General features: G+C 65.6%; 24 protein-coding genes. 13 read left to right on the top strand and 11 right to left on the bottom strand.

Features of this window, described 5'->3' with window-relative positions; genetic code table 11:
- The first annotated feature begins 226 nt into the window (after positions 1-226).
- Entirely contained in the window at positions 227-1459 is a 1233-nt protein-coding gene (locus ACFQZZ_RS29055) for a DUF5685 family protein (RefSeq protein ID WP_378687028.1), read from the top strand.
- Positions 1460-1573: 114 nt separating this feature from the next.
- Here the strand turns inward: ACFQZZ_RS29055 and ACFQZZ_RS29050 are convergent, their stop codons facing one another.
- Positions 1574-2437 (bottom strand): MaoC/PaaZ C-terminal domain-containing protein, encoded by an 864-nt coding sequence (locus tag ACFQZZ_RS29050; protein WP_378687026.1) that lies wholly within the window; start codon positions 2435-2437, stop codon positions 1574-1576.
- Complete coding sequence (locus tag ACFQZZ_RS29045; RefSeq protein ID WP_378687024.1) at positions 2434-3792, bottom strand: 3-oxoacyl-ACP reductase; 1359 nt, start codon at positions 3790-3792, stop codon at positions 2434-2436. The genes ACFQZZ_RS29050 and ACFQZZ_RS29045 overlap by 4 nt, the downstream gene beginning before the upstream one ends.
- Before the next feature lie 245 nt (positions 3793-4037).
- Between ACFQZZ_RS29045 and ACFQZZ_RS29040 the strand changes: the two genes are divergently transcribed.
- Positions 4038-5354, top strand: a complete 1317-nt coding sequence (locus tag ACFQZZ_RS29040) for an acetyl-CoA C-acetyltransferase (RefSeq protein ID WP_378687022.1) — start codon at positions 4038-4040, stop codon at positions 5352-5354.
- Positions 5355-5603: 249 nt separating this feature from the next.
- On the opposite strand, the gene ACFQZZ_RS29035 is transcribed toward ACFQZZ_RS29040, so the two are convergent.
- Both ACFQZZ_RS29035 and gnd read right to left on the bottom strand, forming a co-directional pair.
- Positions 5604-7358 (bottom strand): SDR family oxidoreductase, encoded by a 1755-nt coding sequence (locus tag ACFQZZ_RS29035; protein WP_378687021.1) that lies wholly within the window; start codon positions 7356-7358, stop codon positions 5604-5606.
- An 89-nt stretch (positions 7359-7447) separates the two neighbouring features.
- Positions 7448-8479 carry a phosphogluconate dehydrogenase (NAD(+)-dependent, decarboxylating) gene (gnd, locus tag ACFQZZ_RS29030; RefSeq protein WP_378687175.1) on the bottom strand — a complete coding sequence of 344 codons (1032 nt, stop codon included), beginning with the start codon at positions 8477-8479 and terminating at the stop codon, positions 7448-7450.
- Between the two features lie 313 nt (positions 8480-8792).
- Between gnd and ACFQZZ_RS29025 the strand changes: the two genes are divergently transcribed.
- From ACFQZZ_RS29025 to ACFQZZ_RS29015, 3 genes are all read left to right on the top strand, one after another.
- Complete coding sequence (locus ACFQZZ_RS29025) at positions 8793-10724, top strand: VanW family protein (RefSeq protein ID WP_378687019.1); 1932 nt, start codon at positions 8793-8795, stop codon at positions 10722-10724.
- 1817 nt (positions 10725-12541) lie between these two features.
- The gene (locus tag ACFQZZ_RS29020) at positions 12542-12769 is read left to right on the top strand and encodes a hypothetical protein (RefSeq protein ID WP_378687017.1); all 228 of its coding nucleotides are present in this window, start codon (positions 12542-12544) and stop codon (positions 12767-12769) included.
- Between the two features lie 200 nt (positions 12770-12969).
- A complete protein-coding gene (locus tag ACFQZZ_RS29015; protein WP_378687014.1) occupies positions 12970-13164 on the top strand; it encodes a hypothetical protein in 195 nt (64 codons plus the stop codon).
- A 73-nt stretch (positions 13165-13237) separates the two neighbouring features.
- Here ACFQZZ_RS29015 and ACFQZZ_RS29010 read toward each other — a convergent pair whose 3' ends face one another.
- Entirely contained in the window at positions 13238-14326 is a 1089-nt protein-coding gene (locus tag ACFQZZ_RS29010) for a DUF4185 domain-containing protein (protein ID WP_378687173.1), read from the bottom strand.
- A 115-nt stretch (positions 14327-14441) separates the two neighbouring features.
- Between ACFQZZ_RS29010 and ACFQZZ_RS29005 the strand changes: the two genes are divergently transcribed.
- Entirely contained in the window at positions 14442-14681 is a 240-nt protein-coding gene (locus ACFQZZ_RS29005; protein ID WP_378687012.1) for a winged helix-turn-helix transcriptional regulator, read from the top strand.
- A gap of 73 nt (positions 14682-14754) precedes the next feature.
- Here ACFQZZ_RS29005 and ACFQZZ_RS29000 read toward each other — a convergent pair whose 3' ends face one another.
- Positions 14755-16590: an acyl-CoA dehydrogenase gene (locus ACFQZZ_RS29000; protein WP_378687010.1), complete on the bottom strand. Its 1836-nt coding sequence runs from the start codon at positions 16588-16590 to the stop codon at positions 14755-14757.
- A gap of 289 nt (positions 16591-16879) precedes the next feature.
- Between ACFQZZ_RS29000 and ACFQZZ_RS28995 the strand changes: the two genes are divergently transcribed.
- Positions 16880-17485 carry an alpha/beta family hydrolase gene (locus tag ACFQZZ_RS28995; RefSeq protein ID WP_378687009.1) on the top strand — a complete coding sequence of 202 codons (606 nt, stop codon included), beginning with the start codon at positions 16880-16882 and terminating at the stop codon, positions 17483-17485.
- Between the two features lie 116 nt (positions 17486-17601).
- On the opposite strand, the gene ACFQZZ_RS28990 is transcribed toward ACFQZZ_RS28995, so the two are convergent.
- From ACFQZZ_RS28990 to ACFQZZ_RS28980, 3 genes are all read right to left on the bottom strand, one after another.
- Positions 17602-18309, bottom strand: a complete 708-nt coding sequence (locus ACFQZZ_RS28990) for a class I SAM-dependent methyltransferase (RefSeq protein ID WP_378687007.1) — start codon at positions 18307-18309, stop codon at positions 17602-17604.
- A gap of 356 nt (positions 18310-18665) precedes the next feature.
- On the bottom strand, positions 18666-19772 hold the full coding sequence (locus tag ACFQZZ_RS28985) for a DUF4185 domain-containing protein (RefSeq protein WP_378687006.1): 1107 nt from the start codon (positions 19770-19772) through the stop codon (positions 18666-18668).
- Positions 19773-19935: 163 nt separating this feature from the next.
- Positions 19936-20685 (bottom strand): crotonase/enoyl-CoA hydratase family protein, encoded by a 750-nt coding sequence (locus ACFQZZ_RS28980; protein WP_378687171.1) that lies wholly within the window; start codon positions 20683-20685, stop codon positions 19936-19938.
- A gap of 138 nt (positions 20686-20823) precedes the next feature.
- Between ACFQZZ_RS28980 and ACFQZZ_RS28975 the strand changes: the two genes are divergently transcribed.
- Genes ACFQZZ_RS28975 through ACFQZZ_RS28965 form a run of 3 tightly spaced genes read left to right on the top strand, consistent with a single transcriptional unit; the run spans position 20824 to position 23766 of the window.
- A complete protein-coding gene (locus ACFQZZ_RS28975; RefSeq protein ID WP_378687004.1) occupies positions 20824-22356 on the top strand; it encodes an acetyl-CoA acetyltransferase in 1533 nt (510 codons plus the stop codon).
- Positions 22353-23117, top strand: coding sequence for a crotonase/enoyl-CoA hydratase family protein (locus ACFQZZ_RS28970; protein ID WP_378687002.1), 765 nt, complete (start codon positions 22353-22355; stop codon positions 23115-23117). The genes ACFQZZ_RS28975 and ACFQZZ_RS28970 overlap by 4 nt, the downstream gene beginning before the upstream one ends.
- A 4-nt stretch (positions 23118-23121) precedes the next feature.
- On the top strand, positions 23122-23766 hold the full coding sequence (locus ACFQZZ_RS28965) for a TetR/AcrR family transcriptional regulator (RefSeq protein WP_378687000.1): 645 nt from the start codon (positions 23122-23124) through the stop codon (positions 23764-23766).
- A 4-nt stretch (positions 23767-23770) separates the two neighbouring features.
- Here ACFQZZ_RS28965 and ACFQZZ_RS28960 read toward each other — a convergent pair whose 3' ends face one another.
- Entirely contained in the window at positions 23771-24559 is a 789-nt protein-coding gene (locus ACFQZZ_RS28960; RefSeq protein ID WP_378686999.1) for an alpha/beta fold hydrolase, read from the bottom strand.
- A gap of 102 nt (positions 24560-24661) precedes the next feature.
- On the opposite strand from ACFQZZ_RS28960, the gene ACFQZZ_RS28955 reads away from it, so the two are divergent.
- The 3 genes from ACFQZZ_RS28955 (at position 24662) to ACFQZZ_RS28945 (ending at position 25625) form a co-directional block, all read left to right on the top strand.
- Complete coding sequence (locus ACFQZZ_RS28955) at positions 24662-24886, top strand: hypothetical protein (RefSeq protein WP_378686998.1); 225 nt, start codon at positions 24662-24664, stop codon at positions 24884-24886.
- Complete coding sequence (locus tag ACFQZZ_RS28950) at positions 24873-25172, top strand: hypothetical protein (RefSeq protein ID WP_378686997.1); 300 nt, start codon at positions 24873-24875, stop codon at positions 25170-25172. The genes ACFQZZ_RS28955 and ACFQZZ_RS28950 overlap by 14 nt, the downstream gene beginning before the upstream one ends.
- Before the next feature lie 120 nt (positions 25173-25292).
- Positions 25293-25625, top strand: a complete 333-nt coding sequence (locus ACFQZZ_RS28945) for a hypothetical protein (protein ID WP_378686996.1) — start codon at positions 25293-25295, stop codon at positions 25623-25625.
- 60 nt (positions 25626-25685) lie between these two features.
- Here ACFQZZ_RS28945 and ACFQZZ_RS28940 read toward each other — a convergent pair whose 3' ends face one another.
- Complete coding sequence (locus ACFQZZ_RS28940; protein ID WP_378686995.1) at positions 25686-25988, bottom strand: DUF1905 domain-containing protein; 303 nt, start codon at positions 25986-25988, stop codon at positions 25686-25688.
- Between the last annotated feature and the right edge of the window lie 70 nt (positions 25989-26058).

The following is a 26058-nucleotide window of genomic DNA, read 5'->3' as shown; positions in this document are numbered from 1 at the left end:
CCACCATTTCACCACCGCCGACAACCATTTCGCTCGCATTGCCGTCCGAACCCGGCCCGATCTTCCGCAACCTGAGCAGGAAGGCACACGGCTTCCGGGGGTGGGGACTGGTTGTGGTTGCGTTTCAGGCACTTCGGCAACGAGGTGGATGTCACTTGGGCTTTGCTGGGGGTGCTCGGCTTGCCACGTTGTTAACGGGCTGAGAGAGTTCGAGAGATCACGAGGTATGGACCGGCTGATTTGGAACAGTCGGGGGAACGGGGCGGATTTGTTCGGGATGCTGCGGCCGTGTTCGCACGGTGCTGAGAAGTATGGGATCGATGCGGCTGAGTGGCGCACCCATATGTGCGGGTTGTGTTTGGGGTTGCGGGATGGGCATGGTCAGCTGGCGCGTGCCGCGACCAATACCGACGCGATTGTGCTGAGTGTGCTTACCGAGGCGCAGTTGTCGGCGCCGATGGAGCGGACCGAGGCGGGGCCGTGCGCGTTGCGTGGCATGCGGCGGGCGACAGTCGCTGCCGCCAACTCGCCAGGGGTGCTGCTTGCCTCGACCGCGTCACTGTTGTTGGGATCGGCGAAGATTCGCGATCACGTAGACGATGGTGACGGCTCCGTGCTGACCAGGCGTCCGATGGCAAGGGTGTCGAGCCGTTGGGCCGACCGGGCGCGGTCGCAAGCGAATCTGATCGGTCTGAACGTGGAACCGCTTGTCGCGGCGATAGATTCACAGACCGAACTCGAACGTCTCGCGGGTGCGTACAGTTCACCTCGGCAGGTCGAGGCGTCAGCGGTCGAAGGACTGACGCTGGACGAACTGACCGCGCCCACCCAGATCTGTGCGGCGGAATTGTTCGCGCACACCGCGGTATTGGCCGACCGCCCGGAGAACATCACCGCATTGCGTGAGGCAGGTAGGCATTTCGGCCGCATCGCACATCTCGCCGACGCTGTCGAGGACTTCGACGACGACCGGACCCGCGGCCGCTTCAACCCCCTCGCGGCCACCGGAACCACCATGCCGCAGGCGTACGACCTATTGCGGCAATCCGACTCGCACCTGCGCAAGGCGGTCACCGAGGCGGGGCTGGATCAAGTACCCACCATCCGCTGGATGCTTCTCGACCCGCTACACGCCCTGGTGCGGAAGGTCGGCCGCGGCGTCGGCGCAACCGCCCACGCCTGCAACGTATCCCGCGACAGCGCAACGATGCAGTACCCCGGCCCGCCGCACACCGGGCACCGTCCCCCGACGCGCCGCCCCGGCGTAGGTGAAGCACTCACCTTGATCCTGGGCGTCTACTGCACCGGTTACGCCTGCTGTGCCGACCACACCAGTCCCTGCTCCGGTCAGCGTAAGGATGCCTGGATCAAGAACTGTGATTGCAGCGGTTGCTGTGACGGCTGCAGTTGCTGTGGTGATTGCGGTGATTGCTGCGGCTGCTGCGATTGCAGCTGCTGACTCCGTCATTCTGGCGAGCGACGGATGCCAGGACGGCCGCACGTCAGGACCCGAAAAGACCGAAGCCGCACCCCGATCCGAGGTGCGGCTCGCGGTTGTCAGCTCGTGTCGGCGTCAGCGCAGTGTTGCCGTCAGGTGCGGGTAACCCTTCTTCGGGTTGAGCAGCGCCAGATCCCAGCCGCTCTCGACCTGATCCGCGTACACGTTCACCGTGGAAGGCAGCAGGATCGGCTTGCCGAACTTGACCGAGTAGGCCGCCTGCTCCGGGATGCGACCCTCGATATTGCCGAGGATGTTCGCCGCCGACCACATGCCGTGCGCGATCGCCTTCGGGAATCCGAAAGCCTTGGCGCCCAACGCGGAGGTGTGGATCGGGTTGTGGTCACCGGATGCGGCCGCGTACCGGGTGATCGTCTTCTGATCCACCCGCATCGTGCGCAGCGGTGGCGGCGGAACCTCGTCCGGCTTCGGCTCCGGCTTCGGGCCGCCCGACAGCGAGGTGCGCTGCTGGTGCAGGAAGGTGGTGACCTGGCGCCACACCAGCTCCCGGCCGACCTTGACTTCGGTCACCGCGTCGACGAGCAGACCCTTCGGGTGCTCGCGCAGGTTCTCGATGTGTGTCGTGAAGTCCAGCGGCTCGCTCACCGAGATCTCGCGGGTGCGCTCGATCAGGTTCTGCGCGTGCACCGCACCCACCGCGACGAACGGGAAGTCGCGGGCCACCACCAGCTGCATGGCAAGCGGGAAGCTCAGGATGAACGGGTAGGTCAGCGGCAGCGAGTCGTTGAACCGCAACCCGGTCGCCCGGCAGTACGCGGCAAGGTGGTCCGGGTCGACCTTGAAGCCGTCGAGCCGAACGGCCCGGTCCGGCAGGGTGGACTTGCGTGCCGAGACCAGTGGCACCGCGCCGAGCGCGGCCTTGAGGAACAGGCTGCTGTTCTTCGGCGGTTCGGTGAGCGTGATCATCTGCGTCATCATGCTCCGATCAGGCTCTGCCCGCAGACCCGAACAATGTTGCCGCTCACCGCATTCGACGCCGGGCTCGCGAAGTAGGCGATGGTCTCGGCCACGTCGACGGTTTGGCCGCCCTGTAGCAGCGAGCTCATCAGACGACCCGCCTCACGGGTGGCAAGCGGGATAGCGGCCGTCATCGCGGTCTCGATGAAACCGGGCGCGACGGCATTGATGGTGATGCCCTTCTCGGCCAGCTTCGGCGCCTCGGCGTTGACCATGCCGATGACACCGGCCTTGGATGCGCCATAGTTGGTCTGGCCGCGGTTGCCCGCAATACCGGCGATGGAGGACACATCGATCACACGGCCGCCCTCCTTCAGCGCACCACGAGCCACCAAGCCCTCGGTGATGCGGTGCGGTGCGGCAAGGTTCACGTTGATGACCGAGTTCCAGCGACCCTCATCCATATTCGCGAGCAGCTTGTCACGGGTGATGCCCGCGTTGTGCACGACGATGTCGATGCCGCCGAAACGCTCGGTGGCGAACTCGGCCAGCTTCTCCGCGGCATCGGGCGCGGTGACGTCGAGCGCGAGCGCGGTGCCGCCGACCTTGTTGGCGGTGACCGACAGCGCCTCGCCCGCGGCGGGGATGTCGGCGACGATCACGGTGGCGCCGTCACGGGCGAACACCTCGGCAATGGTCGCGCCGATGCCGCGGGCCGCCCCGGTGACCACGGCCACCTTGCCCTCGAGCGGGCGATCCCAGCTGGCAGGCGCGGCCGCGTCGTCCTTGCCGACCCGGATGACCTGGCCGTCGACGAACGCCGACTTGGCCGAAAGCAGGAAGCGCAGTGTGGATTCCAGACCGGTCGCAGTCGCGGCGGCTTCCGGGTGCAGGTACACCAGCTGGGCGGTGGCGCCGCGCAGCAGCTCCTTGGCCACGCTGCGGGTAAAGCCCTCGAGCGCGCGCTGGGCGATCTGCTCGTCGACGCTCGCGGTGAGCTCGGGGGTAGTGCCGATCACCACGATGCGACCGGACCCGGCGACGCTGCGCATGGCCGGCTGGAAGAACTCGAACAGCTGCGACAGATCCTCGATCGACCCGATGCCGGTCGCGTCGAAGACCAGCGCGCCGTACTTCGTGCCCTGGCTCGGGGCGTCGGCGAAGGTGTAGTCCGACAGCAGAGTGCGCACCGGCTCGGCGACTCGGCCCTTGCCGCCGAGCAGTACCGGGCCGGGCAGCGGCGGCTCGCCCTTGCGGTAGCGGCGCAGGTTCTCCGGCTGCGGCAGGCCGAGCTTACTCGCCAGGAACTGGCCGGGGGCGGAGTGTACGAACGATCCGTAGAGGTTGGGAGCACCCTTGCTCTTGTTCGCTGCCACTGTTTCTCCCTTTTCTGTGTCTCGTGAATGGACTCGACTCACCGGTGGTTGCGGCCGACCGGTTCTGCTCGTTCACCGCACGTCCCGAGGCGAATTACGCACTTGCGCGGGGTACTGTGTCGACAACAAACTTACTCCAGAGTAAGTTTAATGTAAACCAACGCGACGGAGCGCCGTTCCGCGCGGAGATTTCCGTGCGGGTACCGGAGCGCCGGACAACCCCCCGACGAGACCTGGAGACTCGAGTGACAACCAAAGCCCGTTCGGCGAAGAACACGGCCAAGAAGGCTCCCCGCCCGGTTGCGATTGTGGGCGGCAACCGGATTCCGTTCGCCCGCTCCGACAAGGCCTACGCCCACGCCTCCAATCAGGACATGTTCACCGCGGCGCTCGACGGTCTCGTCAGCAGGTTCAACCTGCAGGGCGAGCGCCTCGGCATGGTCGTCGGCGGCGCGGTGCTCAAGCGGGTCGGCGAGCACGGCATGATCCGCGAGAGCGTGCTCGGCAGCAAGCTCAGCCCTTACACCCCGGCCCACGACCTGCAGCTCGCCTGCGGCACCGGCCTGCAGGCGATCGTCACCGTCGGTGACGCGATCGCGGCGGGCCGCATCGAGGCGGGCGTCGGCGGCGGCACCGACACCACCTCGGACGCGCCGATCGGCGTCAGCGAGGGCATGCGCGAATGGATGCTCGACGCCAACCGCGCCAAGACCAACAAGGACCGCCTCAAGCTGGTCGGCCAGCTGCGTCCCGGCATGCTCGGTATCGAGATCCCGCGCAACGCCGAGCCGCGCACCGGACTGTCCATGGGTGAGCACGCCGCCATCACCGCAAAGGAATTCGGTGTTGCCCGCGAGGCCCAGGACGAGCTGGCCTACCTGTCGCACAAGAACATGGCGGCCGCCTACGACCGCGGTTTCTTCGATGACCTGATCACCCCGTTCCTGGGTCTGACCCGCGACGACAACCTGCGTCCCGGTTCGACTGTCGAGAAGCTGGCCACGCTGAAGCCGGTCTTCGGCGTGAAGGCGGGCGACGCCACCATGACCGCGGGTAACTCCACCCCGCTGACCGACGGCGCCTCCGCGGTGCTGCTGTCCAGCGCGGAATGGGCCGCCGAGCGCAACCTGCCGGTGCTGGCCAACCTGGTGGACTCCGAGGTCGCCGCGGTCGATTACATCCACGGCCCCGACGGCCTGCTGATGGCCCCGACCTACGCGGTGCCGCGCATGCTCGCCCGTAATGGCCTGACCCTGCAGGACTTCGACTACTACGAGATCCACGAGGCCTTCGCCTCCGTGGTGCTCGCGACCCTGCAGGCGTGGGAGTCCGACGCCTACTGCAAGGAGCGCCTCGGCCTGGACGGCGCGCTCGGCTCGATCGATCGCAGCAAGCTCAACGTCAACGGCTCCTCCCTCGCGGCGGGCCACCCGTTCGCCGCGACCGGCGGCCGCATTGTCGCCTCCGCCGCGAAGATGCTGGCGGAGAAGGGATCCGGCCGCGCGCTGATCTCGATCTGTGCCGCGGGCGGCCAGGGCGTCGTAGCGATCCTGGAGCGCTAGAGCTCTCCCGCCTCGCTCTCCCGCCTCTCCGCGTCTTCAGGCCGGACTGGGGTGCCGCAACGGTGGCGTTGGCGACCGGCGGTGAGGTGGCGGGTGAGTTAGCCGGTACCCGGTGAGTTACCCATGTGCTGTCGAAATCAGTTGTCGTGTAGACGACTGAAGCGGGCACACAACGGGGTATTCGGTCGTTTGTGCGACCGAATACCCCTCGTGTCGGTTTGATTCGAACCCTCAGCGGAATCGGCGGCGTCAGCGCACCAGATTGGCGCGTGCGGCGACGAAGCGGACAAGGCCGGGCGCGAGTCGCCCGAATATGTACTGCAGCCGCGCCTCTGGTGTCACCGGAACGACTTGCCGGTCCTTCCGCACCGCGCGCACGATCTGCCGTGCCACCTTCTCCGGGCCGTAGCCACGCAACTGGTAGAGCCGGTCGTAGCGCTCCTGCCTGCGTGCCTCCTCCTCGGCCGAGACGCCCGACATCCTGGTGTTGCGAACGATATTGGTGTGCACGACGCCAGGGCAGATCGTGCTGACTCCGATGCTGTGTTCGGCGAGTTCGGCGCGCAGGCAGTCGGAGAACATGAAAACCGCTGCCTTGCTGGTGGAGTAGGCGCTGAGTCCCTGTTGCGGCATGTATCCGGCCATGCTGGAGAGGTTCACGATGTGCCCGCCGAGTCCGCGTTCGACCATATGACCGGCAAAAGCGCGGCAGCCATAGACAACTCCGTTGAGATTCACATTCAGCACCCGCTGGAAATCCTCGGTCGAGGTATCGAGGAAGCGTCCGGCCTGGCCGATCCCCGCATTGTTGATCAGCACATCCGGCACGCCGTGCTCGGCGATCACCCCGTCCGCGTGCTTGCGCACCGCCTCTTCGTCGGAGACATCCAGTTCATAGGCGAAGCCACGGCCGCCCGACCGGGAGATCAGCGCGACGGTCGCCTCGGCGGCGATGATGTCGATATCGGACACCACGACCTCCGCGCCCTCACTGGCGAAGGCGAGTGCGGTTTCCCGTCCGATCCCGCTGCCGCCGCCGGTGATCACCACCAGCTGGTCCTCGAATGGCTTGCGCGGCACGCCCATTCGCGTGCGACGCAATGCTCGCGACTGCGGCTCGCCGATCACCGCATCGATCAATTCGACGGCCGCGGAGGCGAGCAGCTGTGGATGTGAGAACGGCAGCCAGTGCCCGCCCTTCACCACGCGCAGCCACACCTTGTCGACCCAGCGGTCCTCGTCGGTGTAACTCGATCGCCGCACCGCGGGATCGCGGGTGCCGATAATGATCTGCACCGGAACCGCGCTGTGCTGCTCGCGGCTGCGCAGTGGGTTGGACGCCCAGGTCGATCGGTAGATGCGCAGTCCGCTCGCCATGTCCTGTTTGAAGGTGGGAGCCAGGTGGATCCGCTCCGGCGCCGCTCCTTCGGCACGGGAAAGCCAGGTCCGCCAGCGCTCTTCGCTTATCGCGGTTGCGATCACGGCTTGCGGCAGCACCGGCAGTGAGAAGACACCCGAGTAGGCGAACGATCCCAATTGCGCCAACGGCAGCGCGATATTGCGTGGGGTCGGCCTGGCGAGCCTGCTGCGCGCCCAACTCGCGGTGTGCGCGAGACTCGGGCCCGACACCGAGGTGAACGAGGCGACAAGTCGCTCGGCATCGGGCCGCGCGATCACCTCCCACATCGCGATGCTGCCCCAGTCGTGCGCGAGCACGTGGACGGGCTCGCCCTTGCCGAGCTCCTCGATCACCGCGACGTAGTCCGACGCGAAATTCTCCACCGAAATGGCCTTTGTGCCAGGTGGGTTGGATGATTCGCCGTGGCCGCGGTTGTCCACGCTCAGCACCCGGAACCGGTCGGTGAGTTCCGGCACGACGTTGTTCCACAGGTGGTGGCTGTCGGGCCAGCCGTGCAGCAGCAGGACGGTCGGACCGTCCGGATTGCCCTGCTCGAAGACGGCGATGTCTACCCCGTCGTTGTGCACCACATGCTTCTCGACCATGGAGTCAACCCACCTTCCGGGACCGCTGCCAGCGGACTTCGTCGTCGTTTCATTGTGTCTGAGACGGTGCGTTTCGGGTAGCCCACTGATTACTTTTCCGGCAGCTCGTTGTGCCCGCCGAAGGACTTGCGCATGGCCGAAAGCATCTTGTCCGCGTAGAGCGATTCGCCGCGCGAGGAGAACCGCGCGAATAGTGCCGCCGAGAGGACCGGCGCGGGGACGCCCGTATCGATCGCGGCGTCCACGGTCCAGCGCCCCTCGCCCGAATCCGACACCCGGCCGTCGAAAGAATCGAGGTTCGGGTCGGCGTAGAGGGCGCCCGCGGTCAGGTCAAGCAACCACGACGCGACCACCGAGCCGCGCCGCCACACCTCGGTGACCTCGGGGATGTCGATCGCGTACTGGTAGTACTCGGGATGTTCCAGCGGAGTCTCCTCGGCGGAGAACCGAGCGTCGTGATTCGCGCCGATGTTCGCCTTGTGCAGGATGTTGAGGCCCTCCGCGTAGGCCTGCATGGCGCCGTACTCGATGCCGTTGTGCACCATCTTCACGAAGTGCCCCGCCCCGGCCGGTCCGCAGTGCAGGTATCCCTGTTCGGAGCTGGACGGTTCGCCGGTGCGTCCCGGCGTCCGCTCGGCGGCCTCGACGCCAGGTGCGATGGACTTCAGCAGCGGGTCGAGGTACTTCACCTGTTCGGCCTCGCCGCCGATCATCAGGCAGAAGCCGCGGGCAAGGCCGAAGACGCCGCCGGAGGTGCCGATGTCCAGGTAGTGAATGCCCTTGGGCCGCAACCGTTCGGCGCGCTTTATGTCCTCGTGGTAGCGGCTGTTGCCGCCGTCGATGATGATGTCGCCCGGCTCGAGCACCTCGGCCACCTGGTCGATGACCGCACCGGTGGCGCCCGCGGGGATCATCACCCAGACCACACGCGGGGTCTCGAGCTTGCCGACGAAGTCTGCCAGCTCGGTGGATCCCTGGAATTTCGTACTGCCCAGTTCGGCGGTCAGTTCGTCGATGCGCTTGGGCTTGCGTTCGTAGCCGACGGCGGTATGCCCGTCCTTGACGATGCGGCGCACGATATTGCCGCCCATCCGGCCTAGACCGATCATTCCCAGCTGCATACTCATCCATCTCCCTCGTGTATTCGAGCGCTGATAGCGAGAGTCATGGTCGATTGTCCCGCGCCGGTCCAGTCGCGTCGCGCTCGCGTATGTAACGCCCGGTGCGTACGGCCGATATTCCAATCGGCTCCGTGTAGTTGCCAGACCCCCGACCCGGCAACTACACGGGGCCCTTCCATGTGCCACGCGGCCGTTGCGCAAGGTTTGCTGCAGATTTGAGCTCTGCGGACCGCGTCGGTAGACACCACTATGGTTGACGGAGACTCGCAACCGTGCGAGGTCCCTTTTTCACCTCTAGCGGGGAGGACGGTTCGTGACGAGCGAATCGAGCACCGGGCATGGCGGTCGCGGCCGACACGAAGGCGGCGAGGTCGGACTACGTCAGCTCCTCGAATCGTCCAGCTCTCCGGTGCCGGACCCACCAACCGGCTGGGATGTCGACTCGGCGCCGACTCAGCCCTTGCGGACGACCGCACGGGTGCAGCCGCCCCGACAGCCTCCGGTCAGCGAGGCCGCCACCGAGCGCTGGAGCAGGCGACCCGAGCAGCAGCCACAGCAGAAGTCGGGCGGTCTGCTGAAATCGCCCATCGTCAAGAAGATCGGCATCGGGGTCGGCGCCTTTATCGCGGTGGCCGGATTCGTGTACGTGGCGGATCTGCTGCTGTCCTCGGGGGAGGTGCCGCGCGGCGTCGAGGTCGCGGGCGTCGAGGTCGGCGGCTTGGACACCGCGACAGCGGACACCAAGCTGCGCGCGGTGCTCGGCCCGCGCTCCGGGCACGAACTGCCGGTGCAGATCGCCGACATGCAGACCACGTTGCTCCCGAGTACCGCAGGGCTGGAAGTGGACTGGGCAGGCACTTGGGACCGGATCGGCTCGCAGCCGCTCAATCCGGTCACCCGCCTGACATCGCTGTTCACCACCCGCGCGGTGCCGATCGCCAGCACAGTCGACAACTCGGCGCTGGATCGGCAGCTCGCTGCCCTGCGTGTGCACGACCGGCCGACGGTCGAAGGCACCATCAGATTCGACGGTAGCAGACCGGTTGCTGTACCTCCGGTGCTGGGGCGAGTGCTCGACGGACCGCCTGCTCGCGCCGCATTGATCGACAACTGGATCTACGGCACCCTGATCGATCTGCCGGAGACGGCGGCACCCATGACCGTGCGTCCCGAAGCGGTCGATCGGGTGTTGCGCGAGGTCGCGGAGCCCGCGGTGCACGCACCGATTATGTTCGCCGGCAAAGGCGCGACGGCGAAACTGGAGCCGGAGCAGATCGCGACCATCCTGTCCTTCGCGCCCGATGGCCAGGGTGGACTCGCTGCGACCTTCAACCAGGAGGTCGCGACCGGGTTGCTGGCGCCTCAGCTTGCCGCCTCCGAGGTGGAGGCGAAGGACGCGACATTCAGCCTGACCGGTAGCACGGCGAAGGTTGTTCCCGCGGTCGTCGGCGACAAGATCAACTGGCCGAAAACGCTCGAACAGCTGCCGAATCTCGTTGTCGCACCACAGGAACGAACCGCCCAGGCCAGCTACGAGAAGGTCGAGCCCAAGCTCACTACCGAGGCCGCGCAGGGCCTCGGCGTCACCGACGTCATGGGCCAATTCACCACCAACGGCTTCAGCGGCCCGTCCGGCGTGAACATCCGCGTGGTCGCGCAGAAGGTCAACGGCGCCATCGTGAAGCCGGGAGATACGTTCTCGCTCAACGACTTCACCGGCCCGCGCGGTATCGCCGAGGGCTACGTCGAATCCGGCATCATCGACCACGGCCGCCCGAGCACCGCCGTCGGCGGCGGTATCAGCCAATTCGCCACCACCCTCTATAACGCCGCCTACTTCGCGGGTCTCGAGGACGCGGGCCACACCGAACACAGCTACTACATCTCCCGCTACCCCGCCGCACGCGAGGCCACCGTCTTCGACGGCGCCATCGACCTGCGCTTCCGCAATAGCACCCCCACTGGTGTCTACATCGAAACTCTCGCCACCGGATCCGAAGTCACCGTCCGCCTGTGGGGCACCAAGACCGTCGAGGTCGAGTCGGTCACCGGTGAACGCACCAAGCCGACGGAGCCCAACACGGTCAAACTCCCGAAGGGCAAGGACTGCATCGCCTCCGAGGGCGCCCCCGGGTTCACGGTGTCCGATACCCGCGTCATCACCGACCGCAAGACGGGTCGTGAAGTGTCCCGCGCTACTCGGACGGTGAAGTACGACCCGATCCCAATCGTCCAGTGCGAGTAGGTTAGCAGCGAACTCGCGGCTATTGGTTTCTGTGTCACGGGGGTGGGGCGGAATCAATGAATAGTCGTGTAACACGGCAACTTTGGAGCGTCGTTCAGTGCCAGCGTGACGAACTCCCGCATCGGGACTTCGAGCGCTTCACACAGGGCGTGGAGCGACCTGATTCCTGACGTGTCCGGCGCATCGTGAACGGCAACGCGAGGACTCGCGAACCGCTCTCGCATGACGCTTCAACAGCGAGTTGCTAAACATTTTGTGACCGGAATCACCGATTTTTGCGAGCCGGTGATGCGCCGATGAGCGATCGATCAGCTATCGCGACGACGGTCCTGATGCAGGCGGCCGGCAATCTGCCGCGCCTCGATGGATCGGCGAATGGCGAGCTGCGATGCCCGGCATGTCACAGCTGTCCGGCGCCGCACCGCACGCGGTTGCGCTCATGGTGATCCACGACCCTCGTGGTCTATGTGCCACCGCTCCAGATTGTCGAACGCGGTGGTATCGAGCACGGCGTCATCACGTCGGTCGATCACCCGATCGTCTACGTCGACTACGGCGGGCGTCACCAAGACGGTCACCAACGAGTGGAAGACGACGAACGTGTTCGATCAGGATGTCGAAGTCATCACGTGGTCGGACGGTTCGAAGACCAGGATCGCGCGTATCGGCGGTAGCGACGGCGCGGATAAGCCGCTTTCCTCGCGACGCTGGCACACGAGAGCGCTCAGCTGGAGAAGTTCCAAGAAGACGGTGACGACGAATACTTCCGGCAGTACGACCCGGACGGCGCGAATCCGGGCTATGGGAATACTAATTCCAACAACATCAACCCGTTGGCGGACGAGGGCGATTTCCTCGCCGTGACGAAAGCTGTCAACGGCGGCTACAACGGGCTCGCCGATCGCCAGAAGTACTACAACCGTGCGCTGCAAATATTCGGCAGATGAGATCGCCGCGGCTGCGGACCGGCAACGTCCGTTGATACTGCGGCGCAATGGATATGGACAAATTTCGCACTGAAGTGGCGAAAATACTGAAAGGCGGTGCGGTGATGGCACTGGAATTGAAGCTCGACCGACTGACCGCGGCGATCGAGGGGAAACACTGATGCGTATCAACAGGATTCCCGAACCCGCGTTGATTCGCTCGGTACTCGTCGCGATCACCGGCATCGTCGCCCCAGGAACCTCCCGAGGCCAGCTACAAGATCCCGCCTTCCCTCCAAGAGGAGATCTGAGTTGCGGGCAGCGGCGCTACCCATACAGTTCCAGTGGCGTGACTGTGCGGGAATGGCCCCGTCAATCGTGAAGTGCGCGTGGGTTGCTCGGATTGTGGCGGAGTAAAGGAAGTCGCTCACACATCTCCGTGAGCCGGAAAATGTTACAGGTAATATCTTGTGAAATACCTCTCAACATAACTTGTGGATAGCTGGGTACACCACAGTTCTATGGGCATGTCTCGCAGTTCGCTCGAGCCTTGCCCAGTGTGCGCATTGCACAAGGTCATTGGTGCAGCCTCGACGTGTGTCCGAGGTCGCGAGCGCTGTCGCGCCAGCTAGAGGGGCGATAGGCGGCGGAAAGGCGCGGCGGCTCCGCCGGTAGGCGCGGCATTGCCCGGTGGCTGATCGGCGCGATGCCCGTTTCTCCGAGGATTTCATTCCGAGTGACCCGCAACAGTGCCGCAACTTCTTGCCGGTTGGAAAGACCTCACGGGTGGTCGCTGGCTGTTGAAGCTTTGTGGTAGAACATCTTTCGTTGGTAGCAGTCGTGTTATCGACGCAGATTTTCGGCACTGACTTTTCTAGGGGTAGAAACTAAATGAGCAAGCTTCGCGTGTTCGGTGTGGCCTTCATCGCTGCTGCTGCTGTAATCGGTGCAGGCTCGGGCCTGGCGTCCGCGACCGTTGACCAGGGCATCACCCTGCAGGAAATCGACACCGTCGCCCCCGGCGAGCCGAACCCGAACGGCACTGGCTCGGCCGCGCTGCTCCCGGCGCTGGTGAAGGCGCTGACCGGCTCGGCGGGCACCACCGACCCCGCCGCGTAATTCGAAACACAAATTGCCCCATCTCGGACGAGGTGGGGCAATTAGTGTTTTTCGCAACAGATCCGGGCCGTGTGGAAGAACAAGTAACTGCCCGTTTCCATGGTGTTCATGATCATGTCGCTGATCGAAAATCTGCTGTGATAAAAATGCGCAGTCGATCGTAAACGCGGTCGGATGAGGCTTCAGGAAGAAGAGTTTCAATGCGCAAGATTCGTTTGCTCGGTGCCGCCGTTGCTGCTGCCGGAATCGTCCTCGCTGGTTCGGGCATCGCCGCGGCCGAGACCCCCGTCCCGGCTCCCACCGGCTCCGGTAACTTCGCCACCGGCCTTGCGAAGCTGCTGTCGACCGGCTCGGGTGGCGTCAAGCCGCTGCCGACTGCCACCGTGGCAGGCTGAGCGACGCCTGATTGCGCGTCAATACAAAAGCGGCCCTGAGAAATCCGGGCCGCTTTTGTTGTATTGCTACCTGTCATAACGGAGTTCGCATCAGGATCACGTTGTACCGACTATGCACGGTCAGCATGAAGTACAGGTCTCGCCCGGTTTGGTACGGAAAGATCATGGGCGCATAGGCGGTCGGCAATGTCGGCCCGCTGATGAGGACCTGCGGTTCGCTCCACGGCCCCTGCGGCGCGGACGCGGTACGCATGACAATGGAATTGGCCGGGTCGGTGGTCAGCATGAGGAACTTGCCGAGATAGTCGTTCCACAGCACCGACAGTTCGGCGACATCGCCGACGATCGGCGCCGCGGTCTTCGCGTCGCCGGGTTTCCAGGTGGCGCCGTCCCAGTACTCGTAGGCGTCGATATTCGCGATATCGGCTTCCATTGCCCGGGAAACGAACCCGGGGTTGTTGCGGCCACCTGGCGTGCCGTAGCGGTAGATGTAGCCCGCGTCCTTCAAGAAGGCGTTCTGCTGAAACTTCTCGTGGCCGTCCACATTCGCGCGCCGGGTGTTGGTCAGCTGGGCCCATGTCTGCCCGCCGTCGCCGGAGGCCGCGAGGGTGGCGAAGTTGGTGGCCCACTTGCCGTGGTTGCCCCACTCCCGCACCGACATCATGCTCATGAACTGCACACTGCCCACCGAGATGCCCGCGGTCGGGATCAGGCTGATCTCGATGCCGGGAATCTTCGGGCTGGGCAGGGGGTTGGTCACCGCACTGTCGAAGATGATGCCGTCGGCCGGGTCCTTGGTGGTGCTGCGGAACAGCACGTTGCTGCTCCAGGCCCAGATGCTGCCCGCGAGCAGGTTGGGAATGCCGAGACCGGCGCTGTCGCCGAAGGCGGTGATCATCCGGCCGCCGCCGTCATCCCACATGACACCGAGGTCGGTGCCGAGCACATTGACGTTCTCGGTGTGATTGGGGCTGTCCATCCCGGTCACCTGGAAGACCGCCTGTGTCGGTCCCGGCAGCTGCGGTAGTCCGCGCGGCTGCCCGTTGAGCCCCGGAATTGGATTCACATTGTTCGGATCGGCGACGGCAGGTCCGGTCAGCGCGACCGAGAGCGCAGTGGCGAGGACGCCGAATCGGGCAAGGGCGGGCATCGATCGGTTCATCCAGACGGTCCCTTCGTAGGCACGCGCGGCTTGCCTGGTCATTGTGCCCGCTTTCACCGCCGATGTCCGGCTGCTCATGCTGTGGACCTGGGCTTGTTTCTCCTGATGGGCGCAGGTGACTGGTATCGCAACACAGCGCGAAATGCGGGCCCGCGTGCCGCATCGCCTCCCCGGCCTGGTCAGTCGCACGGTGCTGCCTACCTACCCGCCGCAGGTCGAATACGCGCTGACCGAACGCGGTATGAGCCTGTCCGGCCCGATCTTTGCGCTGGTCGAATGGTCACGCGACAACCACGACGCAATTCTGCGCTCGCAGGCCGAGTTCGACGCCGAACAGGCGGAGCAAACCAACTAGCCAGCAGCGAAAAGCAAAGCGGCCCGGAGAATCTCCGGGCCGCTTTGTTGTATTCGGGCGATGCGCTAGCGCATCAGAATGCCGCTTCGTCGAGCTCCATGATGTCGTTGTCCAGGTTCGACAGGATGGCGCGCGTGGCGGTCAGCTCCGGCAGCACGTTGCGGGCGAAGAACTGCGCGACGCCGACCTTGCCGGTGTAGAACGCCTCGTCGGCACCGGTGGCACCGTTGTCGAGCGCCTTGATGGCGACCTCGGCGTGGCGCAGCAGCTGCCAGCCGATGAGCAGGTCACCGACCGAGAGCAGGAAGCGCACCGAGCCGAGACCGACCTTGTACAGCTCCGACGAGTCGGCCTGGGCGCCCATCAGGTGCCCGGTCAGCGTGGCGGCCATGGCCTGCACGTCCTCCAGCGCGGTCGCCAGCAGCTTGCGCTCGCCCTTCAGCCTGCCGTTGCCCGCCTCCGAGTCGATGAACTTCTGCACCTGGCCGGCCACGTGCGCCAGCGCGACGCCGCGGTCACGGGCGATCTTGCGGAAGAAGAAGTCCTGCGCCTGAATGGCGGTGGTGCCCTCGTACAGCGAGTCGATCTTGGCGTCGCGGATGTACTGTTCGATCGGGTAGTCCTGCAGGAAGCCGGAGCCACCGAAGGTCTGCAGCGATTCGGTCAGGTACTGGTAGGCCCGCTCGGAACCGACACCCTTGACGATCGGCAGCAGCAGATCGTTGACGCGGAAGGCCACGTCCTCGTCGGCGCCCGAAACCAGTTGCGCGATATTGGCATCCTGGTGCGCGGCGGTGTAGAGGTAGATGGCGCGCAGGCCCTCGGCGTACGCCTTCTGCATGGCCAGCGAACGACGCACGTCCGGGTGGTGGGTGATGGTGACGCGCGGGGCGGCCTTGTCGGTCATCTGAGTCAGGTCCGCACCCTGGACGCGCTGCTTGGCGTAGTCCAATGCGTTCAGATAACCGGTCGACAGGGTGGCGATGGCCTTGGTGCCCACCATCATGCGCGCGTTCTCGATGACGTCGAACATCTGCGCGATGCCGTTGTGCACCTCGCCGACCAGCCAGCCCTTGGCGGGCACACCGTGGCCGCCGAAGGTGACCTCACAGGTGGCCGAAACCTTGATGCCCATCTTGTGCTCGACATTGGTGACGAAGGCGCCGTTGCGGTCGCCGATGGTCTCGGTCTCGAAGTCGAAGTGGTACTTCGGCACGTAGAACAGCGAAAGACCCTTGGTGCCAGGGCCTGCGCCCTCGGGGCGGGCAAGCACCAGGTGCATGATGTTCTCGAACAGGTCGTCGGAGTCACCCGAGGTGATGAAGCGCTTGACGCCCTCGATGTGCCAGGAGCCGTCTTCCTGCTTGATTGCCTTGGTGCGGCCGGCGCCGACATCGGAACCGGCATCCGGCTCGGTCAGCACCATGGTGGCGCCCCAGTTGCGGTCGGCGATGATCTGAGCCCACTTCTTCTGCTCATCGGTGCCGTTGTTGTAGAAGACCTGCGCGAAGCCGGCGCCGGCCGCGTACATCTGAGCAGGCGGGTTGGCGCCCAGGATCATTTCGCCGAGCGCCCAGGTGACGGCGCTCGGTGCGGCGAGGCCGCCCAGCTCCTCACGGACGCCGACCTTGGCCCAACCGGCGTCTTCGAGCGCGCGGTAGGACTTCTTGAAGGATTCGGGGAGAGTGACGGTGTGGGTCGCGGGGTCGAAGGTCGGCGGGTTGCGGTCACCGTCGACGAACGAGTCGGCCAGCGGGCCCTCGGCCAGGCGGCGCACCTCGTTGAGCATCTCCTTGACGGTCTCGGTGTCGAGATCGCCGTATGCGTCGCCGTCGAGGAGCGAACCGAGACCGAGCACCTCGAAGAGGTTGAACTCCAGGTCGCGGACGTTGCTCTTGTAGTGGCCCATGTTTGTTACTCACTCTCCGTTGAGTTGGTGCGGTCGGTTGCTTGCCGTTCCCGCCCGTTGTCGCCACCGGGTAGCCATCCGGTTTTCCGCATGCTACTCGCGGGTAACTTATTCGCCATATTACCGGCCGGTAATGGGGAGGCAAAGGCTCGAGCGGGCAATGTGACGCGAAAAACACTCGAGAGCATTGCCGCGGCATCCCGGCTCGAGTAAGAGGCGGTCGCCGGACCCGATCGATGGCCTCGTTGCGCTCGCCGTTTCCGGGTTGCTGGAGCGCTACCGTTTGGGTGTGCGAATCGAGACGAGCGCTGGACCTGCCGAGATCGAACTCGACAAGCCGCGCAAGCCGGCGTTCCTGCTGCTGCTGACGCACGGCTCCGGTGGCGGCGTCGACACGAAAGATCTACTCGCGGTGCGGGATTGCGCGGTCGAGCTCGGCGGCGCGGTGGCCAGGGTGGTGCAGCCTTACCGGGTCGCCGGACGGCGTGCGCCGGGGTCGGCGGCGAAGCAGGACGAAGCCTGGCTAGAGATCGTCGCGTACCTGCGCAAGCGGGTCGTAAAAGTCCCGCTGATCCAGGGTGGCCGCAGCAATGGAGCTCGCGTGGCCTGCCGCACCGCGGTCGCCGCCGGGGCGAGTGGGGTGATCGCACTGTCGTTTCCGCTGCACCCGCCGGGTAAGCCAGAGAACACGCGGGTCGATGAGCTACGGGCGACCGGCGATATCGAGGTGGTGGTGATCAACGGTGCTCGCGACCCGTTCGGCGTGCCCGATGCCGCCGACGCCACGCAGGTGGAAACGATTGCCGGACAACCACATTCGTTTCGCACCGGGTTCACCGAAATTGTCGGCATCGTGACGCCTCTGCTGCGGCGGTGGGCTGACTTGCCCGCCTGACCCGATAACTGCTGCTTCTAATTCTCAGCAGAGGACCCGAACACGCGGTACGTCACCGCGTCAAGCGAAGTCGAGCGGATCCGGATTCGCTCGGCTGAACGGGCGCGAGTGGTAGGTCACTCGCCGGTCTGGGATTCCAGTTCTGCTCGATCCGGTGTCGCGGGCGACTTGGTCGCGAGGACCAGGGCATCGATGGCGTCGCGGTCTTCGGTGGGGCGCAGGATGCGGTCGGCGATGCGGACGCGGATGCGGTCGGATTCCGGGCTGAGGTCGGCGACGATGTCGTCGGGGGTGAAGAGGATCGACGGGTCCTGGGGACCGCCGTGGCCGTCGGTCAGGTTGGTGCTGTCGTGCCCGAGTATCAGCAGGGTGCCTTCGGGAGCGAGCAGATCCGCCGTGCGGCGCAGCAGGGTTCGGCGCTGCTCGGCGGGCAGGTGCAGGAAGACCATCAGGACCAGCTCGTACGGGCCGGTGATGCCCGCCGCGTCGAGGTCGGTGACATCGGCGCACTGCCAGGTGATGCGACTGCGCACCGAGCGGGAAAGGCGGGTCGCGACCGTGCGTCCCTTGTCGACCCCCACCTGTGAATAGTCGACCGCGTGCACCTGCCAGCCGTGCGTGGCCAGCCACAATGCGTTCCGACCCTCGCCGCACGCGAGATCGAGGGCACGCGGCAGGGCCGGCATATCGCCGTCCGGGGTGTCGGGCTGCAGCGGCGTGCGCCGCTCGAGCCCGTAGACGTGCTCCACCACCGTGCTGTTCGGCGGTGCGCCCCAGACCAATTCACCTTGCGCATACCGCGCGTCCCAATCGGGCGCATCCATACCCGTGAGTCTATTTGCGCGTGCAAGTCCACGTAGAAGGCGGGCAGGTCCACCTCGCCGAGCGTTGCGTCGACCAGACCGGGTGCGGGATCGGGCGCCACCGCCGTGCCGAGGTCGCCGTGGTGGAAGCCGATGGCCACCGATACGTACGCAACCAGTCACGCACAACGGCGGATTCGCCGGTGAAGCTGGATGCGGCGGCAGAAGTAGGCATGCGGCCAGCCTCATAGATGAAGTGGACTCGAGGTCAAGCCGAACCTCCGCGACAGCGAAAGCCGGGATCTATCGCTGGACTCCGGCTTGCGCCGAGCGACGCGTCGAATCGAGACGCGGTGTTACCGAACCGCCCGCACCCGTCACAAGGTGGTGCGCATCAAAACGACGTTGTACTGGTTGTGCAGCGTCGTGAGGAAGTACAGGTCACGACCGGTCTGGTACGGAAAGATCGACGGCGCGTACGCGGTCGGCAGTTCACGGGTGTCGATCAACACCTCGGGATCACTCCACGGACCGGTCGGCGATGGTGCGCGGCGCATCACCACCGAATTGAACGGATCGGTGGTCAGCGCGACGTACTGGCCGAGGTACTGGTTGTACATGACCGACAATTCGCCGACACCGAACATGATCGGCGCTGCCGCGTCGACGTCGCCCTTCTTCCATTTCTCGCCGTCCCAGTACTGGTATTCACCCAGGTCGGCGATGTCGTTCTCGGGCACACGGGCGATAAAAGCCGCGCGGTTACGACCTGAGCGGGTGCCGTATTCGTAGACGAATCCGCCATCCTTCAGGAAGGCGTTCATCTGGAAGTTGGCGTTGCCCCCGTCGTTTCCGCGGCGGGTTTGCGGCAGCTCGGCCCACGTCTCGCCGTTGTCGCCGGAGGCGGCCAGGCCGGAGAAGTTCGTGGTCCACTGCCCGACGTCGTCCCAGCTGTGTACCGACATCAGACTCATGTACTGGACGCCGTTGACCGCGATACCCGCGGTGGGGATCCGGCTGATCTCGATGAACGGAATCTTCGGGCTGGGGATCAGGTCACGTGCCTGCCCGAATACGTCGCGCACGACGCTGTCGAAGTAGATGCCGTTGGCCGGATCCTGGGTATGGCTACGCACCAGGATGTTGCTGCGCCACGCCCACATGCTACCCGCCAGCAAATTCGGGAATCCGAGCCCGGCGGTGTCGCCGAACGCGGTCAGCATTTCGCCGCTGCCGTTGTCCCACATGATGCCGAGGTCGGTGCCGAGCACGTTGTAGGCCTGGGTGTTGTTCGGGCTTGCCATGCCCGTCACCTGGAATACCGCCCTGGTCCGTCCCGCCAGGTTGGGCAGCCCGCTAGTGCCGTTGAGCACTGGAATTGGGTTGATCGCGTTTGGGTTTGCCGTGGCAGGGGTAGTCGCCGTCAGGAGCAAGGCCGTGGCACCCGCCAGCGTTGTCAGCAGGATCGAGCCAGTCTTGGTCAAAGTCTTTGAGCCCTCCTGTTTCTCGCCGAAGCATGCTCGATACACCGACCACCCGTCGTATGTTTTCGTGGCACATTTCGACTGGCTGGCAAATCGTTGGAAATGCTAACAGCGAATCCAGAGGAATTGGTGGCTTGCGTCCTTGATTGGTGAAAGTTAACGACTACTTCGTCGAGTTTTTGCCCCGCGACATGGCCATCCGCAGGATCAGCGGCAGCTGGGTAGCCCGCTCGATCGCGAAGGTGCGTCGCGCGGAGGCCTGCCAGGAGCGATCGAACAGGCGCTTGGCTGCGGCAACGGCGCGCGGGGGGCGGGTCGCGATGCGGTCGGCGAGCTTTTCGGCGGCCGCGACCGGGTCGGTGGTGACCTCGGTGATCAGACCGATGCGCTCGGCATAGGCGGCGTCGACGGTGTCGGCGGTCATGGTCAGCAAGAGCGCCTTGTCGATACCGATCAGGCTCGACAGTGTTGCCGCGCCGGTCATGTCCGGTACCAAGCCGTGCTTGGCCTCCATCACCGAGAATTCCGCGTCCGGCGTGGCGAATCTGAAGTCCGCGGCCAACGCGATCTGCAGGCCGCCGCCGTAGCAACGGCCGTGCACCGCGGCGATCACCGGGACCGAAAGTCGCCGCCACGCCCAGCAGGCTTCCTGGAAGGTGTTGGTGCCGCGCCATGGCAGCGGGATGAAGCCGCGCACGATGGCCAGCGGGTCACCGGTGGCCTTGGCGACATCGAGGCCACTGCTGAAGCTCGGGCCGTTGCCGGACAGGATGACCGCGCGCACATCCTTGCGGTCGGCAATGGTGTGTGCGGTCTCGACCAGCCCGCGGAGCATGTCGACGGTGAGGCCGTTGTGCTTGTCCGGTCGGTCCAGCGTGACGTAGGCGCGGTCGCCGTCGAACCGTAGTGCGATGTTGGTGCCCATTCTCGGATCTTACCCGTGGGTCAGTTCGAGTTCGTGGGTCATTGCCTGCCGGGGTGCGACCTGTTCTAATCGAACTGTAGTTACCGTCAATGCTGACGGTAACTGGAGCGTGAAGCGGAGGAACGCATGCTGCCAGCGGGAATGGACCCCCGAACACCGGTGATCGTCGGTGCCGGGCAGATCGTGCACCGGCCGGGTGAGCCCGGTCTGCCAGGGCCGGTCGAACTTGCCGCCGAATCCCTGCGCCGCGCGGGATCCGATAGCGGCACGGGTGACCGGCTGCTCCGCTCGGCGGATCTGATAGCCGCCGCGGCGCCGGTCAGTCGCCCCTATGCCGACCTCGGTGCCCTCGTCGCCGCCGAACTCGGTGCCACACCGAAACAGACGGTGCAATCCGCGCGGTTCGGCGGTGATGCACCGCAACGCATGCTCAACACCGTCGCGCAGGTGATCGCCGATGGGAAGTCCGACGTCGCGCTGCTCACCGGCGCCGAAGCCGTCGCCTCCTGGAACGCCGCCACTCGCACCGGCCGCACGCTCGATTGGCCCGAGCAACCCGAGGACGTGCGGCCGACCGAAGTCATCGGCTCCGAGCGCGGACCCAACACCGAGATGGAAACCGCGGCAGGGCTCTGGGGCCCGGTTTATTTCTATGCGCTGATGGAAACCGCGCTGCGCGGACGGCTCGGTCTGAGCGAACAGGCGCATCGGGAGCGGATCGGTGGCCTGTGGTCACGACTGTCCGCGGTGGCGGCGCGCAACCCCTATGCCTGGCAGCCCACCGAGCATCCGATCGCCGAATTGGTGACGCCGAGCCCTGCCAACCGCCTGGTGTCTACCCCGTATCCGAAGCTGCTCGTCGCGAATCTGTCCGTGGATCAGGGTGCGGGACTGATTGTGTGCAGTGCGGCCGCCGCCGACGCGGCCGGCGTCTCGCACGACCGATGGGTCTTCCCACATGGGGGTGCGACGGCTACCGATGAATGGTTTGTCTCCGAGCGCGCGGACCTGGCCGCCTCGCCCGCCATCGCCGCTGCCGGGCAGGCCGCATTGTCGGCGGCGGGCATCACTATCGACGACATCGCGCACATCGACCTGTACTCCTGCTTCCCGGTCGCCGTGCAGGTCGCGGCCGAAGCGCTCGGGTTGCCGATCGACGATCCCGCACGGCCGCTGTCGGTCACCGGCGGACTCACTTTCGGCGGTGGGCCCGGCAATAACTACGCCACTCATTCCATCGCGACGCTGGTCGGTCTCTTGCGTGACGACTCCGAGTCCTATGGGCTGGCAACCGCTCTCGGCTGGTACATCACCAAGCACGGTGTCGGCGTGTACTCGGCGCGTCCGCCCGCGCGGTTGTTCCGGGCCGTGGAGTCGGAAGTGCCTGTCGCACAGCGTGATACGGCGCCAGGCTATACCGGCCCCGCCACCGTCGAGTCCTATACCGTCGCCTACCGCAAGGGCAGCGGACCTGATCGCGCCGACGAGCCGGAGGCCGTGGTGATCAGCGCGCTCGAGCCCGACGGCGCACGCATACTGTTGCGGGTGTCCGATGCGGAAACCATCACGGCATTCACCGACGGCGACCCGCTCGGGGCGGCCGTCGATATCACTGCCGCAAACCAGCTCACCCTGCTCACCGAGAGGACCGTCCGATGACCGATCTGGTACTTGTCGAACGGCGGGATGCCATCACCCTGCTGACTGTCAACCGCCCAGCGGCCCGCAACGCCATCAACCTGGCCACCGCGCAGGCTATCGAGGCCGCCATCGACGAGTTCGAGGCCGACAATTCCGCACGGGTGCTCGTACTCACCGGTGCGGGCGGAACATTCAGCGCCGGAATGGATCTCGTTGCGGCGTCCAAGGGGGAGATGCCGATAACGCAGCGCCGCGGCCCGCTCGGTATCGCCGCGAAACCGCCGGTCAAACCGATGGTTTCCGCGGTCGAGGGTTTTGCGCTCGCCGGTGGTTTCGAGCTGGCGCTCTCCGGGGATCTCATCGTCGCGGCGAGTAACGCGCAGTTCGGCATTCCCGAGGTGAAACGCGGTCTGGTCGCCGCGGGCGGCGGCGTGCTGCGCCTGACTCAGCGCCTGCCGCGCCCGATGGCCGCCGAGCTCGCATTGACCGGCGGCCGGATCGGCGCCGAACGCCTTTATCAGCTCGGACTGGTCAACCGGGTCACCGAACCCGGTGGCGCGCTGGAGGGTGCGCTGGCGTTGGCCGCCGAAATTGTTGCGGCCGCGCCGCTCTCGGTTGCGGCGAGTAAGCGGATCATCGACGAGTCGCCGGACTGGACCGTCGCGGAGGGCTTCGCGAAGCAGGGCGAGATCGCTTTGCCCGCACTGTTTTCCAAGGATGCCGCCGAGGGCGCACTTGCCTTCGCGCAGAAGCGCGACCCGCAATGGCAGGGGCGCTGACCCGATGACCGAACGCGTCCGGGAGACGCAGGCGCAGCGCCGCACGCGCATGCGCACCCGCCTCCTGGACGCGGCGGTGGAAAGCTTGGTCGAGGTCGGCTTCGCCGGCACTACCACGCTCGAAGTGCAGAAGCGGGCCGGTGTCCCGCGCGGCACACTCCAGCACTATTTTCCGACAAAGGCAGATCTGCTCGCCGGTGCCGTCGAGCATGTCGCCGAGCGCCGATTCCTGCAATTGACAAGGGAATTCGAGGCAATACCCGCCGAATCCGATCGGCTGGAGACGGCCGTCGAGCTGACCATGCGGATGCTCAGCGGCCCTACCTTCTGGGCCGCACTGGAAATGTGGGTCGGCGCCCGCACCGACCCGGAACTGCTCGCCGCCTTTCTGCCGCTCGAGCACCGGCTGTTCGAGCTGATGCACCACAGCATTCGCGACAGCTTCCGCAAGGAATTCCCCGACGATCCGCGGGTGCCGACGATCACCGAATTCACCATCGAGATCATGACCGGTCTCGCGATGCGTGCACTGTTGACCGGTGATCTCGATCGCAACCGAATCATCCAGCACCGCTGGCGAAATGCGGTGCGCATCCTGCTCGGCAAGGCGGACCCGAACAGCCTCACCGAACCCCGCACGGCCCGATAAGACGCTACGGGCAACCGGCGATCGTGTCCCGCAGTACCTTCGCGCAGGCAGCCGGGTCGTCGTAGAACGGAGTGTGCCCGCTGCCGTGCAGCGTGATGTGCCGGGCATTCGGTAGCACGGCGCGGGCGCGGCGGCTCTGCGTGAGGTAGGTCAGCAGGATGTCTCGATTGCCCCAGGCGATCGTGACGGGAATGTCTGCCAGACTGCCGATTTCATGCAGCTTCGCATCGGCGAATGACGCGAGTGCGTCGTCGAACGCGGGTGCGTTGATCGCGCCGTCCGCGGTGTCGATGGCGACCTGAGCGGAGACCGCCCATGGCTTACCGAATACCAAACCGAGGAAAGCAGTCCGTCCGGCGGCGGTGCCGAGGATTCTCGGCATGGCGGAACCGAGGGGGCCTGCCAGCGCCTTCGACTTGCCCAGTGACTGCTGGCACCACACCCGACCGGCGGTATCCCAGAACCCGATCGGGGAGAAGGCCGTCACCGAGCGGGCCAGGCCGCGGGCGCCCAGGTTCAGCGTGATGAGCCCGCCCATCGAATTGCCCGCCAGGTGCGGTCGCTCGATGCCCGCGGCGGCGAGGAAATCGGCGAGCGCATCGGTGAGGGTGTCCACGGTGGTGTGCGGCAGCGGCGCGGAACCGGCGAACCCGGGCAGATCGACGGCGATGACCTCGAAGGATTCGGCGAGAGTGTCGATGATCGGTTCCCACACCTGCCACTTGCTGCCGATTCCGTGCACAAGGACCAGCGGCTCCCCGGCGCCGACTCGGTGGTGATTCAGCGTCGTCATCCGATCACAGTAACAGCGGTCACCGGCCATCAGTTTGTGTCGATCTGATCGATACCCGTTGACGACGAGCCGGAATGGGCTCGGATCGGTACGATAAAAGGTATGGCAACGCGTAAGGTCACGCTTTCGCTGGACGAGGCCTCCTGGTCATTCGCCGAACAGGCCGCGGCCAGGGCCGGTATGTCGCCTTCGGCGTGGATATCGAAGGCAGCGCGCCGTGAAGCCGTGCGTACGGGTGTCGGTCCGGTGCTGGATGTGACGGCCGATGCCGCCGCAGATGAGGCGGAACTGGCCGCCGCCGAGGAGGCGATGCGTGCGCAGGGGTGAACTGTGGATCTATTACCCACATGGTTCGCCGCCGCGGCGCCGCACCGTCGTGCTCATCAGCAGTGACGGCATCAACGAATCCTCGAGGCAGTGGCTGATCGCCGCCGAGGTGCTCGATCAGGATCCGCAGGACATTCTCGCGGTGTCCGTACCGCGGCACGGGTGGGTGCATGCGGGCAATATCGGTCGCATCTACCGCGGCTGGCTCGCCGAGCGGGTCGATGAAATGGGTACCGAGGAACTCGAACGGCTGGATACCGCATTGCGGGCCGCCATGGATCTGTGAGTGCCGCTACCGGACCGGAATTCGGTTCGAACAGCCACCGAGGGCGCGGTGCGGCATTATCGTTGCGGCGCCGCTGTGGTGGCAGCCCCATGTCATGAGCTAACTGAGAAGAGGAGTCAGGTGCGGATTTTCCTGATCGCCGCGGCCGTCGTCGCGCTGCCGATGCTGGCGGCGTGCGGTAACGACAAGGACGCGGCGCCGCCCGCGATTTCCCAGGCGGATCTCGCGAAGTCGCTGCAGGACAAGGGTTTGCAGGACCCGAAGCTTGCCGAATGCGCGGCGAAGGTCTATGTGGAACAGGGCATCTCGCAGGAAGGCCTGCGCAAGATGACCGGCAGTGAATACGACACCAAGGCTGTGGACCCGCAAACCCTCGGTATGAGCAAGGAAGACGCCGACAAGGCTCGGCAGGCCACCAGCAAGATCGTCAGCGAGTGCCTGACGCCGCACTGACCCGATACCGAACGTGCCCGGCGTGCACCGGAGAACGGTGGCGCCGGTGCACGGGACGAATCAGAGGATGACCACGAGTTCGATCCGCGCTGTGGATCCGGCCGAGAGCTGCTCTGCGATCCGCACCGGCTTCTTCACCGGCAGCACGTAGGTCGCTCGCGACTTCGCGGGAAACAGCGACGTCGACCAGCGGCTACCGCCGATGGTCACCTCCACCTTCACCGCCCCGAACCCACCGGCCCGGTGCGAATACATCTCCTCGATCTCATCGGCGATCCCCTCGGGCAGATCCACGAAATGCCACGACCCCTGCCCGCTGTGCTCCCACACTTCCGCCGTAAACGAGTACCGCGCTCCAGCCACGAGGTGACTGTAGCCAGCGGCACCGACACCCCCGCAGACATGGGCGATGGCGAGGGGGTGTCGGTTGCGC

The organism is Nocardia sp. GCM10030253 (assembly GCF_042675075.1).
Lineage (GTDB): Bacteria > Actinomycetota > Actinomycetes > Mycobacteriales > Mycobacteriaceae > Nocardia.
Note: the sequence above shows the minus strand (reverse complement) of the source record. Positions and strands in the feature narration are given on the sequence as shown.